The organism is Arcicella rigui, assembly GCF_034929435.1.
Classification (GTDB): Bacteria; Bacteroidota; Bacteroidia; order Cytophagales; family Spirosomataceae; genus Arcicella; species Arcicella rigui.
In genome coordinates this window covers 78,315-95,569 of the sequence record NZ_JAYFUM010000014.1, presented here as the reverse complement: position 1 = coordinate 95,569, position 17,255 = coordinate 78,315, and the positions used below count along the sequence as shown (strand labels likewise).

At 36.3% G+C, this 17,255-nt stretch carries 11 protein-coding genes; 10 read left to right on the top strand and 1 reads right to left on the bottom strand.

What is annotated here, in order from left to right; translation table 11 throughout:
* Nucleotides 1-4 precede the first annotated feature (4 nt).
* From VB248_RS12740 to VB248_RS12730, 3 genes are all read left to right on the top strand, one after another.
* Entirely contained in the window at nt 5-529 is a 525-nt protein-coding gene (locus VB248_RS12740; RefSeq protein WP_323297168.1) for an ADP-ribosyltransferase, read from the top strand.
* A complete protein-coding gene (locus VB248_RS12735) occupies nt 519-878 on the top strand; it encodes a hypothetical protein (RefSeq protein WP_323297167.1) in 360 nt (119 codons plus the stop codon). The genes VB248_RS12740 and VB248_RS12735 overlap by 11 nt, the downstream gene beginning before the upstream one ends.
* Nucleotides 879-972: 94 nt before the next feature.
* Nucleotides 973-1,311 carry a hypothetical protein gene (locus tag VB248_RS12730; RefSeq protein WP_323297166.1) on the top strand — a complete coding sequence of 113 codons (339 nt, stop codon included), beginning with the start codon at nt 973-975 and terminating at the stop codon, nt 1,309-1,311.
* 21 nt (nt 1,312-1,332) lie between these two features.
* On the opposite strand, the gene priA is transcribed toward VB248_RS12730, so the two are convergent.
* Nucleotides 1,333-3,843, bottom strand: coding sequence for a replication restart helicase PriA (gene priA / locus VB248_RS12725; protein WP_323297165.1), 2,511 nt, complete (start codon nt 3,841-3,843; stop codon nt 1,333-1,335).
* 189 nt (nt 3,844-4,032) lie between these two features.
* On the opposite strand from priA, the gene VB248_RS12720 reads away from it, so the two are divergent.
* The 7 genes from VB248_RS12720 to pheT all read left to right on the top strand — a co-directional run bounded on the left by VB248_RS12720 (nt 4,033) and on the right by pheT (nt 17,194).
* Nucleotides 4,033-4,698 (top strand): LysE family translocator, encoded by a 666-nt coding sequence (locus VB248_RS12720; protein WP_323297164.1) that lies wholly within the window; start codon nt 4,033-4,035, stop codon nt 4,696-4,698.
* 122 nt (nt 4,699-4,820) lie between these two features.
* On the top strand, nt 4,821-6,785 hold the full coding sequence (locus VB248_RS12715) for a DUF3857 domain-containing protein (protein ID WP_323297163.1): 1,965 nt from the start codon (nt 4,821-4,823) through the stop codon (nt 6,783-6,785).
* 23 nt (nt 6,786-6,808) lie between these two features.
* A complete protein-coding gene (locus VB248_RS12710; protein ID WP_323297162.1) occupies nt 6,809-8,806 on the top strand; it encodes a DUF3857 domain-containing protein in 1,998 nt (665 codons plus the stop codon).
* 19 nt (nt 8,807-8,825) lie between these two features.
* The gene (locus VB248_RS12705) at nt 8,826-10,820 is read left to right on the top strand and encodes a DUF3857 domain-containing protein (protein WP_323297161.1); all 1,995 of its coding nucleotides are present in this window, start codon (nt 8,826-8,828) and stop codon (nt 10,818-10,820) included.
* 3 nt (nt 10,821-10,823) lie between these two features.
* Nucleotides 10,824-12,902, top strand: a complete 2,079-nt coding sequence (locus VB248_RS12700; RefSeq protein WP_323297160.1) for a DUF3857 domain-containing protein — start codon at nt 10,824-10,826, stop codon at nt 12,900-12,902.
* 356 nt (nt 12,903-13,258) lie between these two features.
* A complete protein-coding gene (locus VB248_RS12695; protein WP_323297159.1) occupies nt 13,259-14,614 on the top strand; it encodes a S41 family peptidase in 1,356 nt (451 codons plus the stop codon).
* A gap of 153 nt (nt 14,615-14,767) precedes the next feature.
* The gene (pheT, locus tag VB248_RS12690; RefSeq protein ID WP_323297234.1) at nt 14,768-17,194 is read left to right on the top strand and encodes a phenylalanine--tRNA ligase subunit beta; all 2,427 of its coding nucleotides are present in this window, start codon (nt 14,768-14,770) and stop codon (nt 17,192-17,194) included.
* Nucleotides 17,195-17,255 lie beyond the last annotated feature (61 nt).

Below are 17,255 nucleotides of genomic sequence, written 5' to 3'. Positions count from 1 at the left end.
TATAATGACAGCAGAGGAATATGCACAGACTTATCTGAAAGAAGAAATAGCTATCATTCAAGATTCTGATATAATATCTGCTATACCAGAATTAAGTATTTATGAAAAAGCAATAGTTTACAAATACACTGATGATGGATATAAAGATTTAAACGAAAATCTACGGATTAGTCAAGGCAAAGTTGACACTCTTTTTGGGAAATTACTTTACGAAAGTATTAATATAATGCCTAAATTTATAGGTAATGTTTATAGAGGTGTAAATCTAACTAACGAAGAAAAAGAACGTTATAATTGGGCTTTTATAAATGATGAACCAATTACAGAATATTCCTTTGTTTCAACAAGCAGAAGCCCTTTAATAGCCAATGGATTTGGTAGTACTCGATTTGAAATATTTACTACTTCTGGTAGAAGAGTTGAAAGTATTTCAAAATACTCGGATGAAAAAGAAGTAATTCTTTTATGTAATAGTCGTTTTAGAGTTGTCAAAATAGATATTGATTTTATTCAACTAATTGAAATTTAATATGGGAGCAGTAGCAAAGATTTCAGACGATATAGAAATAATTCATACACCTACTTTTTTTGAGGTGGAAGCTCACTATTCTTTTCACGAAAAGGATAAAGCACTCGAGTTAGAATGGATTGAAACTGAATTGGCATTTGCCAAACAAAAATTAGTAGAGGGTGCTTCTGTTTTACAAAAGGAGACGATTTCTAAATTGATTGATTTAGTTGGAAAACTTACCCTAAAAAAGGAAAAATTAAATGAAAAGCCAATTGAGAAGTTCTCAAATATCCCTGAGAGCATTCAAGAAAATCCAGCTTGGCATTTACATCAAAAAGCTCAATCAGGTTTTGAAACCAAAGTGTAAATTTATACTACCGTTATTTCAAGTATTAAGCAATGCGTAACTTGGACAAAATATTGTACGTATAAATAAACAAAAATTTACGTAACCCTACAAAATGAAGTATTGTATCATTGTTTGCTCTTTTTTACTAACATTTTCAACCGTTTCAAAGAAGAATGAACGATGGGAAAAGTGTGGAAAGATAGAATATTCTTTAACGAAAACTTCATGGAATCCTAAAGCTGATACTTTCCAATATTTATATATCAAACATCATTTTGTTGATATAAATCGAGATACGCTTTACTCATTAAGATACAAGATTTTACCTGACTTGGGTAGAGACGTTGTAAAAACACATTCTGGTACATGGATATGTATAGGTAACCATAAAATTTATAAAACAAAATGTGATTTAGTTAAAGCTTATGCTTTTCGTAAGGGGGATTATTAGAAAATAACAAATCCCCTCAAACTACCCACAATCCACATCCACAACAATCCCAACGCCTTTAAAGTCTTTTGATAGTGCTATGTTTTGTACTTGTTCAGCAATAAAGGCTTTTGCTCCTTTTAGGTTGATGGTTTTTTCGAGTTTTATCATGATTTCAAATAAATACTGATTGCGTACTCTTTCTACCAATGGTTTTTCTGGCCCTAATACTCTTGGTGTTCCCAGTTTTTCGATAAGCTTTTGGGCTAAAGCAATGGCTGCTTTTTCGGCATTGGGTTGGTCGATATGTCTTAAAGTAATCTTGATGATTCTGGTAAAAGGTGGATATTGAAAGTCTTCTCGCTCCTTGATTTCGTCTTGATACAAACCTTTATAATCATTTTCGATAATCTGTTGTAATATTTTTTGCTTCGGATTATTGGTCTGAATCAATACTTTTCCTTGTGTTCCTCTTCGTCCTGCTCGTCCTGCTACTTGTGTCAGCATTTGAAACGCTCTTTCCGAAGAACGAAAATCTGGAAAATGAATCATTCTATCCGCATCAAAAATGCAGACAAGACTCACTTTTTCAAAATCCAATCCTTTAGAAACCATTTGCGTTCCCACCAAAATATCTACCGCACCACTTTCTACTTCATTAATCAAGGTTTGGAAAGCCGTTTTGGTTCTGGTAGTATCCAAATCCATGCGGGCGATTTTGGCATTTGGCAAAAATATTTGTAATTCTTCTTCCAGTTTTTCTGTGCCATAACCTCTTGTTTTCAACTTGGTAGAACCGCATGCCTGACAAGTTTTTGACATCGGTTCGTGGTGTCCGCAATAATGGCAACGCAATTCTTGGTTGCTGTAATGATAAGTAAGACTCACGTCACAATTTGGACAAGCCGCAATAGTATCACAATCTTCGCACTGAATATATGGCGAATAACCCCGACGATTTTGAAATAAAATTGTCTGCTGTTTTTTCTCCAGATTCAAGCCCATCGTGTCTAACATCAAGTTTGAAAAATCACCTTTGGTTAGTTTTTGCTTTCGAGCCGCCTTGATGTCGATAAGTTCAATGTCGGGTAATTGCGTATTACCAAAACGTTCTTTCATTTCTACAAAGCCATATCTTTCGGTTTTGGCATTGTAAAAACTTTCGATAGAAGGCGTAGCAGAACCCAACAATACTTTTGCTTTTTGTCTATGAGCAATCACCACTGCCACATCTCTGGCATGATAGCGAGGTGCTGGGTCGAATTGTTTATAAGAAGTTTCGTGTTCTTCATCAACAATGATGAGTCCGAGATTATCAAAAGGCAAAAACACCGCAGAACGCACGCCCACCACAAATTGAAATTTGCCAGATACAACGCCTTTCCATACTTCTACCCGTTCATTATCCGAAAATCGAGAATGATAAATACCCATTTTATCGCCAAAAACTTTGCGTAATCGCACCACAATTTGGGTCGTCAAGGCAATTTCTGGCAATAAATACAATACTTGAGAACCACTTTCCAGTACTTGTTCAATTAGTTTGATATATACTTCGGTTTTGCCACTGCCCGTAATGCCATGCAAAAGCGTAGTGTCTTTTGTTTGAAAACTTTGCATGATTTCAGAGAAAGCTTTTTCTTGAGATAAAGAAAGTACGGGCGTTGGAGCTTCTACAAAGTCAAGGTCTTCTTCAAAGCGGCTAACGATTACTTCAAATTGTTCAATAATACCATTTTTCAATAAAGTACTCAGCGAACTTTCCGAAACATTGGCTTTGGTTAAAGCACTTTTTTCTAAACCTTTTTTATTCAATTCGGGCGTGCGGAGGACGGGAACGAACTTTAAATAATTCAAAATCACGTCCAATTGTTTGGGCGATTTTTCTAATTCGCCAATCAAAGTCGTTAAGTAAAGTGCATCTTCGTAAAAAGGATTTAGCCTAATTTTTTTAAGAATTTTGGGCGTATATTTTTCACGTACTTCTTCAAAAACAATGACAGCCTTTTTCTGAATTAAAGATTTAATGATATGATAAACATTCTTTACTTCGGCAAAACGAGCGAGTTCATCATAATTCAAAGACTGATGTTTTTTGAGTTCTTCGATGATTTCCGTTTCACGTTCTGTCAATAAAGCAGGCTGGTCGAATTCGGGATTAAACTGTACTTTCGATAAACTCGATATCTTTAAACCCGAAGGCAAAGCAATGTTTAGCACTTCGCCGACGGTACACATATAATAATCGGCAATCCAATAGAAAAGCTCAATTTGTTTGGTGTTCACCAAAGGAGCGTCGTCTAATACTTCTAAAATATATTTGGCTTGATATTTCTCTGGCGGTTTGTTGTGAATGCGTGCAATAACAGCCGTAACCACCTTGGTTTTCCCGAATTGTACAATCACTCTTAAACCCGTAGTAATACTGGCAGCGTACTCACGTGGCACACGATACGTAAAAGTATTCGGTACAGCAACAGGTACGATTACATCGGCAAAAAGGGTGATTTCTTCTGTATATAAACTTGTTTGATTAATTTCTAAGGATTGCATTAGCTTGATTGAAGTATTCCTAAAGTTTGAAAATGAATTGAGCGAATACTAATATTATTTCTCGAAATTGCTGAGATGACCGCAATTTACGGGAAATAATGTTTTGGTAATGCAGCCGACAAGCCATAAATAGATAAATCTCGTAGTTTTGTTGCTAATACTCGCTTTTGATTAAAAGCACTAAATAACATGATAAAATTACTCCTCATTTTCTCCATTACATTCATTATCAGTTTTGCGGGTTCATTTCATCCCGGACCATTGAATATGTCGGTGATTCAAAATACTTTGAAGAAAAACCTTTTTGCTGGATTGTGGATGACCTTCGGTGGCGTAATTCCTGAAATCATTTATGGTATTTTGGCAGTTGAAGGTTTAAAACTTTTTGAACAGTATCCCTTGGTTTTTGAAATGATGCAATGGTCAGTTTTACCAGTTTTACTTTTTGTCGGTTGGAATTACCTAAAACCCAAGCCAGCCAAAGAGCAAATAGATGAAATATTAGAAGTAAATCAGAGGAGTGCCAATGCTGAAATTACGTCTTTGACTGGTGATGTACTCAAAGGTTTTTTACTTTCCTTACTCAATCCCCAACTATTGCCATTTTGGTTAATCATCCTCATTAATTACCAGAATTATCAAGTTTTACACATCGAAAATACCTTAGATAAAATTGCATTTGTATTTGGGGCAAGTGCAGGAGCTTTTTTGTTGAACTATTTTTGTGCCTATATTGCCAACCGTAAAAGAGGTTTGATTTTTGAATATTTATCCCCAAAAATGTTCGATACCATCATGGGTTGGACTTTTATCGCCATTGCACTCATACAGGCAATTAAATTATTTGCGTTTTAAAAGCAGAAATTTGAATTTAATGTTTGGAATTTTATACAACTTTATTAATTTGCATCTACTTATTAAACTCAAACAAATTAATACTTTACATGACACCTATGTCTGCACTGCACAAGTGTTTTATGTCAATAGCTTGTGCCTTGTTGGTGTTTACAGCTAATGCTCAAACGCCCGCTCCAATTACTTTCGGACAAGTAGATTTGAAAGACCTTGAAATGACTTCGTATTCAAAAGATACTGCTGCTGTGGCAGTAGTTTTGGCGGATTACGGTGATTATTTCTACAATTTTCAAGATAATGTGCCAAGGGCTATTTATCGGCGACACGTCAGAATTAAAATCTTGAAAAAAGAAGGTTTTAAATATGCTAATATTAAAATCCCTTTTTACTTCCCCAACGACAATACTAAAGCGGAGGCTTTCAATAAAATTGAGGCAACGACTTGGAATCTTGAAAAAGGTGATATTGTCTCGTACTCTTTGACGCCAAAAGATTTTTTCGAGAATAAAGAAAGCAAAGACGTCTATTACAAAACCTTTACTTTTCCTAAAGTACAAGAAGGTTCGGTATTAGAATACACCTATGAACTAACTTCTGGAATGTGGTACGAACTCAGAACTTGGGAGTTTCAAAAAAATGATATACCAACTATTTGGAGTGAACTCCGTGCCGAAATTCCTGCCTACTTTATTTTTAATATTACGCTTCATAGCTCAATACCTTTGAAGGTACAAGAAACTAAGGATGGGGAAAATAACTTTTTAAGAGGAAGCATTCGTGACCCTTACTTGAGTTACCGTTTTGCGATGGAACATTTGCCTGCTCTAAAGACTGAACCTTTTATTACTACTTTAGAAGATTATCGTTCAAAATTAGATTTTGAATTGTCTGCAACCAATTTCCCAGACCAAAGCAGAGTAGATTATTCTAAAACTTGGGAGTCGCTGAATGAAACTTTATTGACCAATGACTATTTCGGAAAACAAATTAAAAAGTTTGACGAAGCTGAGAAACTGGCACTTAATCTAAAAGCTCAGTACAAAAATGATACCTTGGCTTTATTGAAAGCGGCTTATAAATTAGTGCAAAGTACCATGCAGTGGAATGAACAAGAAGGCGTATTTACGACCATTACGAATTTGGACAAAACCTACGAAAAACGTACTGGAAATGCGGCTGAAATCAACTTGATACTCATTCGTTTGTTGCGTGAATGCGGTTTTGATGCCAATCCTTTTATCCTAAGTACTCGTGACAACGGTCAATTGTCTGACTTGGTTCTGCTCAATAGATTTAATTATACTATTGCCCACGTGGCATTAAATGGGAAAGATATTTTTCTGGATGCTACCAGTAAATTAATGCCAATGGGTCTGTTGCCACTCAATTGTATGAACGAAAGAGGGCGTTTAGTGGTAAGAAAAAACAGTCGTTGGGTAAAAATTCCTGCCAATATCACCAGTCGAAAAGTTACTTTGGTCACTATGAGTATTTTGCCAAACCAGCAGTTGAAAGGTGAAATCAATGTTTCATTTGCCGGACACGACGCTGTCTCTTTTAGAAAAAAAGTATTGACCAAAGGCGAAGCTTCTTATAGTTCAGAGTACAAAAAAAGCCATAGTGAACACAACATCGAAAGTATCAGTCTCTTGAATATAGATTCACTTGATAATGTGCCTCAGTTACAAGTAAAAGCGACCTTGAATGAAGCCTATTCAGAACTCGGAGACCGCATTTATTTTACGCCAACATTGGGTTTGGCGATTGATGAACAGCCTTTTAAATCACTTACACGGGCATATCCTATCGACTACACCGTGCCGCAAGAAGAAACTTACAGTGCTCAATTTATCATTCCAGAAGGTTATGCTATCGAAGAAATGCCTAAAAACGATGCTATCGCTTTGCCAAAGCAAGGTGGAAGGTTTGATTTCAGAGTAGAAGTGTTGGATAATCTCATCAAAATTCAGAGTAAAATCAATTTGAAGAAAGTCGTTTATATGAGCGATGAATACCCATTCCTGCGTGAGTTCTTCAATAGAATCATAGCCAAACACACAGAACAGATAGTTCTCAAGAAAAAGTAAACTCGTAAAAATTTAAATATTCTATGAAAAACCAATACCTCACCAAATTGCTCTTCACTTCGCTGATGAGTGTAATGATTACTTTTTTTTCTTTCGGGCAATTACCTCGTCCGATTACCTTTGGAAAAGTTGACCTCGCTGATTTACAAATGAAAACTTATGCCAAAGACACTTCTGCTGTGGCAGTAGTACTCTGTGACTATGGCGAGTATTTCTACAATTTTATTGATGGTGGAAGCATACCTAAAGTAGTGTATCGCCGACATATTCGTATAAAAATCCTTAAACAAGCGGGCTTTAACTTCGCTAATCGACGAATTGCCTATTATATGGTTTCAGACCCTGATAAGTCCGAGACTGTCGATAATTTTCACGCTTCTACTTGGAATCTTGAGAATGGCAACCAAGTCAGTTACAGCTTAGACGGTAGCGATTTGTTTGATGATAAAGGAACAGACAACATTTATTACAAAACCTTTACTTTCCCCCAAGTTAGGGTAGGTTCGGTATTGGAATATACCTATGAAATAGAATCAGGAGTTTGGTTTGATATGCGAACTTGGTATTTTCAAGACGATATTCCTAAAGCTTGGTGCGAACTAAGAGCTGAAATTCCGGGATATTTTGAATTTAACATGACGCTCCGTTCGCAAATACCTTTGAAAATCCGAGAAATGAAACAGGGGGAGCAAAACTTCATTCGTGGAAATATCCGTGACCCTTTTTTGGCGTATAGATTTGTGATGGCAGATGTGCCAGCGTTAAAAGAAGAAGCTTACTTAACAACCATCGAAAATTTTAGAGCCAAACTTGATTTTGAATTATCTGCAACCCAATTTCCCGGACAACAAAAACAAGACTATACCCAAACGTGGGAATCTTTAAATGCTACTTTACTTGATAGTGATTATTTCGGGAAACAATTGAAAAAATATAGTCAGGCAGAAAAAATAGCTGCTACTTTAAAAGCTACTTCAAAAGATTCATTGTCATTATTGAAGGCCGCTTATAAATATATTCAAAATTCAATGCAATGGGATGGCGAAAGAAGTTGGTCAACATCAAAACAGAATCTCAATAAAGTAGCTGAGAAACGTTTGGGTAATTCGGCAGAAATCAATTTAATGTTGGTAAGATTACTTCGTGAATGCGGTTTTGATGCCAATCCGTTTCTCCTTAGTACTCGTGAACATGGAGCTCCCTCAAATTTTGTTTTACTAAAAAAATTCAATTCATTGATTGTCCATGTGAATCTGAACGGAAAAGATGTGTTTTTAGATGCCACCAACAAGCTCACGAGTGTTGGTCAATTACCTTTTGAATGCCTCAACGAAAAAGGAAGATTAATCGTAAAAGGCGAAGGTCGTTGGATAGATATACCTGCTAAAGAAGTAAGTAAAAAAGTGTTGGAGGCTACCTTAGAAGTTTTACCAGAACAAGTACTCAAAGGCGATATACATATTACTCACTCAGGCTACGAAAGCATCAATTTTAGAGCGAAAGTAGTGGCGAAAGGCAAAGAATCTTTTATCAGCGAATACAAAAAAGCAAGAGCCAACGAGCAAGTAAGTAAAATAGAAGTATTAAAACTTGATACTTTGGAAGCTTCACCAGAGCTAAAAGTGCAAACCCAAATCAGTGACGCTTATTCAATTGCTGGCGATAGAATTTACCTTTCTGCCATGTTGGGTATGGGCGAAAAAGCGAACCCTTTCCAATCGTCTACTCGTACTTATCCTGTTGATTTTGGTGTGCCTCAAGAAGAAAATTATACAATCACTTTCAAGTTACCAGCTAATTATGTGGTAGAAGAAGCTCCTAAAAATGAATTGGTGAATTTGCCGAACGATGGCGGTCGCTTTGAATTCAAAGTTTTTACTTTTAATGGCGAAGTAAGAATTGAAAGTAAAAGAGTATTGAAAAAGAATATTTATACCAATTACGAATATTTGGCACTCCGTGAATTTTACAATAAAATCGTTGCCAAACACGCCGAACAGATAGTTTTAAAGAAAAAGTAGCCATACAAATTAATTATTTATGAATAATCGATGCTTTAGCAAATTACTTATCACTTTGCTGATAAGTTTCATTTGCATCAATTTAAGTTTCGGACAAGATAGTCCAATTAAATTCGGTAAAATAGACCTTGCCGAATTACAAATGAAAAGTTATGATAAAGATACTTCTGCCGAAGCCGTTGTTTTGTGTGACTTCGGAACACATAGTTACGTTTATCATGCTTCACAAAGTTTCAAAGCTGTTTTTGAACGCCATCGTAGAATTAAGATTCTGAAAAAATCTGGTTACAGTTGGGCGACTTTTTCGATTCCTACTTTTACTTCAAGAGACATGACACAAAAAGAGTATGTAATGTCGGTAAAAGGAGCTACTTATAATGAAGAAAATGGAAAAATTGTCACGACAAAATTAGAAAAAGAGTCCATTTTTGATGAGAAAGTTTCTGAAACACAGAAAGTGAAAAAGCTTACTCTTCCGAATGTGAAAGAAGGTTCTATCATTGAATATACTTATAGGATTGAATCAGATTTTACTTCTGAAATCAGAGCTTGGGAATTTCAAAAAGGTATTCCTGTTGTCTGGAGTGAGTACCAAGTAAGAGTGCCAGATTTTTATAAATTCCAAGTATTGACGCAAGGATACGAGCGTTTTCATATTGCAGAAAATCATCCTGAAAACCTCAACTTGAGTGCAAGTGCTGGAAATATTTTAGGAACATCCTATCGTTTTGTGCAAAAAGATGTACCAGCCTTAAAAGTTGAACCTTTTATTACGACCATCGAAGATTACCGTTCGCAAGTAGAATTTGAAATTGCTGCTTATTTGCCTGAAGGTAGAATGGCAAAATACTTTTCTTTGTCGTGGGATGATTTCTCAAAAACTTTAACCAATTACGAAAACTTCGGAGGGCAACTCAGCAAGACGGGCTTTCTGAAAGAAACTATTGAGAAAATAAAATCTGCCAAATTAGATACACTTTCAAAAATCTACGCTGCCTATAACTTTGTTTCCAGTAATATGACTTGGAATGGTCAGGCGAGTTTCTTGGCAAGTGGCAATTTGAAAAAATCTTTTGAAAGTAGAACAGGTAATGTTGCTGATATAAACTTAATGTTGGTTGCTCTTTTGCAAGAATTAGGGCTTGATGCCGACCCTGTGGTGTTGAGTACAAGAGATAACGGACGAGTATTAGACTATTACGTTTTGGAACGTAAGTTTAATTATGTGATTGCGGCTGTGAATGTCGGAGGTGATTTATTACTCTTAGATGCCACCGAACCTTTGATGCCTTTAGGACAATTACCTACTCGTTGTTTGAATGGACAAGGACGTTTGATTCACCAAAATGTGGGTTATTGGGTTGCTTTGAAAAGCAATGAAAAAGATGGACAAACTGTTATTTCCAGTTTTGAAATCACCGAAGAAGGAAAATTGAAAGGACAAATGTCAATCAATTATTTGGGCTATGCGGCACATCGCAACCGTCTCGAACTCAAAAAAGATAAGAACGAAAAGTACATCGAGAATCTAAAAAAAACACACCCCAATTGGGAAGTTTCTTCAGTTAAATTTGAAGAAGTAGATAGTTTGTACAATCCACTTCAAGTACACCTTGCACTCAATATTAATGAAGAAGTAGGAATGGCTGGTGATCGTATTTACTTAAATCCGATGATGGGCGAAGGTGAAGAGAAAAACCCATTTACGGCAGCAGAAAGAAAATACCCTGTTGATTTCGGAACACTGATTGAGGATAGTTTTATCGCTACTTTTCAGATTCCCAAAGGTTATGTAGTAGAAGAATTACCTAAAAGCGTTAGGGTAAGTCTTCCAGAAAATGGCGGAAAATTTACTTTTATGGCGGGGACTACTGGAGATGTTATTACGATTTCAAGTAAAATATCATTTCAAAAAACAATGTATTTCGCCGAGGAATATTTGTTATTGAAAAGTTATTACAATCAAATTGTACAAAAACACGCTGAAAAAATTGTCTTAAAGAAAGCACAATAATCTATGAAAACTTTATTATTAAGTACCGTATTGTTACTGAGTTTTATCGTAAAACCTTTTGCTCAGAATGTAATTGTGAATAATAGGAACATGATTGGTAACACTGGCATCATTGGCAATGCTGCCAATAGACCAGCAGAATTAAAGGAGCAAGCTTACAATAACGTTAGAAAGAGCGAAACAGCTTTTACGGAGAAAAAAACAGGAGAAACTGTTGAGAAAAAACCTTTTGCTGAAAACCCTTGGAATATAGCCAACATTCCAGCAGAATTAAAAGAGAAAGCTCATGCTGTGGTTAGAAATAGCGAAACAGTTTTTACGGTAAAAAATATCGGAGAAGCCGTTGAGAAAAAGCATCTTGTCCTTACCGTATTAGACGAAGAAGGGCTTGATTATGCTTCAATGACACTTATTTATGACAAACTAAACAAAGTGAATGACATTGAGGGCATACTCTATGATGCCAATGGCGAAAAAGTAAGAAAGCTAAAAAAAGAGGAAATCTACGATGGAAGTGCCGTGGATAATTCAACACTCTTTGGCGATGACCGTTATAAATATGCCAAATTCAAGTACGCTAATTTTCCGTTTACCGTAGAATTTACCACCGAAACTACCAGTAAAAATCTATTGTTTTACCCGATGTGGTTTCCGCAAGAAGACGAAGAAAACGTTACGGTTGAGCAATCTTCTTTGAAAATTATCATGCCTGCCAACATGCCATTGCGTTATAAAAATATCAATGGCATGACAGAACCAAAGATTGAAAACGTAGCTGAAACCAAAACTTACACTTGGCAAGTAAAAGGCATGAAAGTTTATGAAAACGAACCTTACGCTCCGAAGTGGACAAGCTATGGCAAAGGAGTACTTACTGCCCCAACCGAGTTTGAAGTAGAAGGCTACAAAGGCAGTTTGAAAACGTGGAAAGATATGGGGCTTTTTCATAATGCACTCAACAAAGGAAGAGATGTGTTACCCGAAAATGTACAATATGAAGTAAAGCAATTGGTTGCTAATATTTCCGACCCAAGCCTGAAAGTAAAGAAAATCTATGAGTACTTACAATCAAAAACTCGATACATTTCTATTCAATTGGGTATTGGCGGTTGGCAACCTTTTGAAGCAAGCTATGTTGCCGAAAAAGGTTATGGCGATTGTAAAGCTTTGTCGAATTACACCACTGCTTTATTGAAAACCGTTGGTATTGAATCATATTATGCTACCATTTATGGAGGAAGTAATCAGCGAGATGTACAAGTGGATTTTCCATCACAGCAGTTCAATCACGTAATTGTGTGCGTACCGATGAAAAACGATACTATTTGGTTGGAATGTACTTCACAGGAAAATGCCTTTGGGTATTTATCAGATTTTACCAGTGACCGCTACGCACTTTTATCAACGCCAGAAGGAGGGAAGTTAGTCCATACGCCAGTTTACAAAGCAAAAGACAACCAGCAAAATAGAAATATTAAAGTAGCTTTGGCAGAAGATGGAAACGCCACAGTAGAAGCTCTGACAGAATACACAGGACTGTTATCGGACGATTATTCAGAAATTAAAAATCTACCAAGTAGAGAAGCACAGCAAAAATCTTTGTACAAAACAATTAATATTCCCAGTTTTGATTTAACAGATTTTACCATTCAAGAAGAGAAAAAACGCATCCCTTCGGCTACGGTAAAAGTAGCTCTGAATGTGCGTAAATGTGCTTCAAGAAGTGGAACAAGAATGTTTTTGAATCCTAACTTGATGTCGGCTATAAATGTAATTCCTCCTGCTTTGGATAAACCACGACAAACAGAAGTAGTGCTGAAAAAAGCTTATATCGAAAGCGATGTAGTAGAGTACCAACTACCCAAAAATGCAAGTTTAGAATTCAAACCTGAAAACATTAAGTTTGAAAATAAGTTTGGTACTTATCAGTCAGAGTTTCAGATAAAAGACGGAAGTTTACTTTATACCAGAAAGTTTGTCCGAAATCACGGTACTTTTCCAGCCGAAAGTTATTCAGAGTTAATAGATTTTTATAAAAAAGTCAGTAAAGCAGATAGAACACAAGTAGTGTTGAAGCTGTAATTGATTAGCGATGAGCTTTGAGCCTTGAGCAATGAGCTTTGAGTTTTTATTATATTATAAGCTTTGAGCAATGAGCCATCAGCTTTGAGTTTTTATTTAAAGTCAAAGCTCATCACTCGCAGCTCATCACTCGCAGCTCAAAGCTCATCGCTTAAAGCTCATAGCCATCAGCTTTGAGTTTTTATTTAAAGTCAAAGCTCATCACTCGCAGCTCAAAGCTCATCGCTTAAAGCTCATAGCTATCAGCTTTGAGCTTTTTTTATTAAATTATGATGAAATACAGAGCTTTGTTGCGACTATGTTCAATATATTGACTTGTAAATCGTTAAAATTACCTAACCAAAACAATTATTACTATGCTTAAAAAAATCAAACACACTGCTATTTTTAGTTTGTTGTTCACTTTTGTTTGGTTTGTTTCTTGCAAAAAAACAGAAGAAAACCTTACACCAACAAGTACGACTCCAGATGTTCGTGACAGTGTTTATATCATCGCTCAGTCATTGTACTTTTGGAATACGAACTTGCCAAGTGCGGCCAATTTTAAAGCTACTTCATACCCAACAGCCGACTCTGTTATGCGAGTTGTAAGAACTTATAGCCCTTATGTAAACGGAAAATACCAAGACCGTTGGAGTTTTGCCATTGACAAAACCACTTGGGAAAATTACGTAAACGGAAGTAGCCAAGATGCAGGTATAGAATATAGCTTTGCCAGTAGCACTGATTTAAGAGTAAAACTGGTTTATTCTGCTTCACCAGCAGGTTTGTTAGGTATCAAAAGAGGTTGGAAAGTATTGAAAATCAATGGTGTTGATGGCACAGTCGCCAATATCGACCAATTGAATACCGAACTCAACAAAACTTCACAAACCATTGTTTTTGCTAAACCTGACGGAACGCAACAAACCAGTGTTCTCACACCCGCTGCCTACACTGCCGACTATGTAATGAATCCAAAAGTATTTACTGTCAATGGCAACAACGTTGGCTATTTTGCTTTCGATTCATTTTTAGGGGAATCTATCAACGGACAAACTGCCCAGTCCACTTTGAATGTTTTGGACCAAGTATTCGCTCAATTCAAAACCAATAATGTCACAGATTTAGTATTGGATTTACGTTATAATGGCGGAGGTTATGGCTTGGTAGCCAATTATTTAGCTAATTTAATTGCTCCGACATCAGCTATCGGAAAAGTATTTGCAAAAACAGAACACAATTCCTTGTATTCAAGATATAACTCTACCAATTATTTCCAGAAAAATGCTAACGGACTGAATTTAAGTAGAGTAGTAATTATTGTGAACAAAGGAACGGCTTCTGCAAGTGAAGAACTCATCAATGGTTTGAAAGCTGTCATGAATGTAAAACTCATCGGAAATACCACACACGGTAAACCTGTGGGCTATTATGCCATGCCAACCATGAATTATTATGCTTTCCCCGTGGCATTTAGAAATGTAAATGCCAACGGAACAGGCGATTTTTACGAAGGATTTACACCTGATAGAGTACAAACCGATGACGTAACACACGATTTGGGCGATGCCAACGAAGCCTGTTTAAGCACAGCCTTAAACTATTTTAGCACAGGCATTTTACAAGGAGGTACTCAATCAGCCAGAGTAAGTGCTGAAATTGAAAATTATAATACAAAAATCAGCAAAGACCGTTTGAAAATCACGGTAAATAATTTGCCAAAAAATTAATAAATAGACGATTTATGAAAATCTTTACCCTACAAGAAGCAAGCAATCTTGTGGGGTTTATTTTTGTCTTCTTTTTTTTGATTAACTTTGTATTTCCGAGAAATTTCAAAAAGAATGAATTTCTCAATCACGAAATCTTACATTGCATTTAGAATGAAAATCTCCCTTAATTGGCTTAAACAATTTGTAGAAATAACAGAGTCGGCTCAAGAATTAGACCATCTCTTAACTGGAACGGGCTTAGAAGTAGAATCCATCGAGCGTCACGAAGCAATTTTGGGCGGTTTACAAGGTTTTGTAGTAGGTGAAGTACTTACTTGTGAGCGATTTATGGTCAAGGAAAAACAGTTGAGCTTAACTACTGTTGATGTGGGCGGAGAAACGCCTTCACAAATTGTTTGTGGTGCTGCCAACGTTGAAGCCGGACAAAAAGTAATTGTTGCTACTGTCGGAACTACGCTTTACGACCATGCAAAAGGTGTTGAGATTTTTAAAATCACCAGTAAAAAAACTTACGGACATCTTTCGGAAGGAATGATTTGTGCCGAAGATGAAATCGGTATTGGTACTTCACACGCTGGTATTATGGTGTTGGATACCGATTTACCAAACGGAACGCCTGCGGCTCAGTACTTTAATTTAGAGGCAGATTTATTAATCGAAATCGGATTAACACCCAACCGTGCAGACGCTGCTTCGCATTGGGGAGTAGCCCGTGATGTTAAGGCAAAAACAGGTCGTGCTATTACGTTGCCTTCGGTTGAAGCTTTCAAAGTTGATAATAATAACTTCCCGATTGAATTAATCGTTGAAGACGCTACGGCTTGTCCACGTTTCTGTGGTGTAACTGTTGACGGCGTAACAGTGAAAGAATCGCCAGAATGGTTACGTAAATCTTTGGAAACCATTGGTTTGCGTTCAATTAATAATATTGTTGACATTACCAATTATATCTGTCATGGCTTAGGGCAACCGATGCACGCTTACGACTGGAATGCCATTTCAGGACAAAAAGTAATTGTAAAAACTTTACCAGCAGGTACGAAATTTACCACGCTCGACGAAGTAGAACGTACTTTAGGCGAAACAGATTTGATGGTTTGTAATGGCGAAGAACCGATGGGAATCGCTGGGATTTTTGGTGGAACTAAATCAGGAATCAAGCCAGAAACGACTCGTGTCTATTTAGAAGTAGCCTATTTCGACCCTGCTTCTGTAAGAAAAACGGCTCAACGTCATGGCTTGAAAACGGATGCTTCTTTCCGTTTTGAGCGTGGAACAGACCCAAATGCGAAATTATACGCTTTGAAATATGCAGCTTTGTTGATTCAAGAATTAGCAGGTGGCGTAATTGCTTCGGAAGTATCAGATTTTTATCCGAATCCGATAGCAGATTTCAGCATTCCAGTTTTATACAAAAACGTAAATCGTTTGATTGGTAAAACTTTGGATAAGGCTTTAGTAAAATCAATTCTTGAATCTTTAGACATTACGGTTCAAAACGAAGATGAAAATGGTTTTACAGCAATCGTTCCGCCTTACCGTGTGGACGTTACTCGTGAAGCCGATGTAATTGAAGAAGTACTTAGAATTTATGGTTTTGAAAATGTAGAATTGTCTGAAAATCTTGGAACGGAATTTTTATCTGGTTTCCCACAAAAAGACAGAGAACAATTACAATTAAGAATTTCGCAAGTATTGGCGGCGAATGGTTTCAATGAAATCATTACCAATTCTCTAACAAAACCAGCTTATTCTGCTTTGATTAAAGCAGATTTGCCGAACGACGACGTTGAGATTTTAAATAAATTATCAGAAGATTTAGGCGTAATGCGTCAGTCGATGGTATTTTCTGGTTTAGAAGTATTGGCACACAATATCAACCGTCGTCAGAAAGATTTGAAAATGTTTGATTTCGGAAAAACCTATCACAAAATCAATGATAAATACGTTGAAAAACGCCATTTAGCATTGTATGTTACGGGAAATACGGAAAATGAAACGTGGCAATTGAAATCACAAAAAGTAGCTTTCCATACGTTGGCAAGTGCTGTAAATAAAGTATTGGGAAGTTTAGGTTTCAAAAATCTTGATACAAAACCTTTAGAAGGAACGGCAACTTTTGAATACGGTTTGAGCTACGTCTTAAACAAAAAAGAAGTAGCCAAAGTAGGTTTAGTAAAACCAAATGTGGCGAAAAAAGCAGAAGTAAAACAGCACGTTTTCTTTGCTGATTTTGATTGGGATTACTTGTTCAAACAATATAACGACAAAGCTACTTTTGTAGAATTACCAAAATTCCCAGAAGTACGTCGTGACCTTTCTTTGGTGATTGACAAAACCGTTACTTTCGACCAAATTCAGAAATTGGCACGTAATTATGAGAAAAACTTGTTGCGTCAAATCAATGTTTTTGATGTGTATCAAGGTGAAAACTTAGGAGCAGATAAAAAATCTTACTCAGTAAGTTTCATTCTTCAAGATTACGAACAAACCTTAACGGACAAAGTAATCGACAAAACAATGGAAAAACTAATGGCAGCTTTTGAAAAAGAAATCGGAGCGGTGATTAGAAAATAGATTTATCTGATTAAAAAAATTAAAGGTCACAAGAATTACTGTTCTTGTGACCTTTAATTTT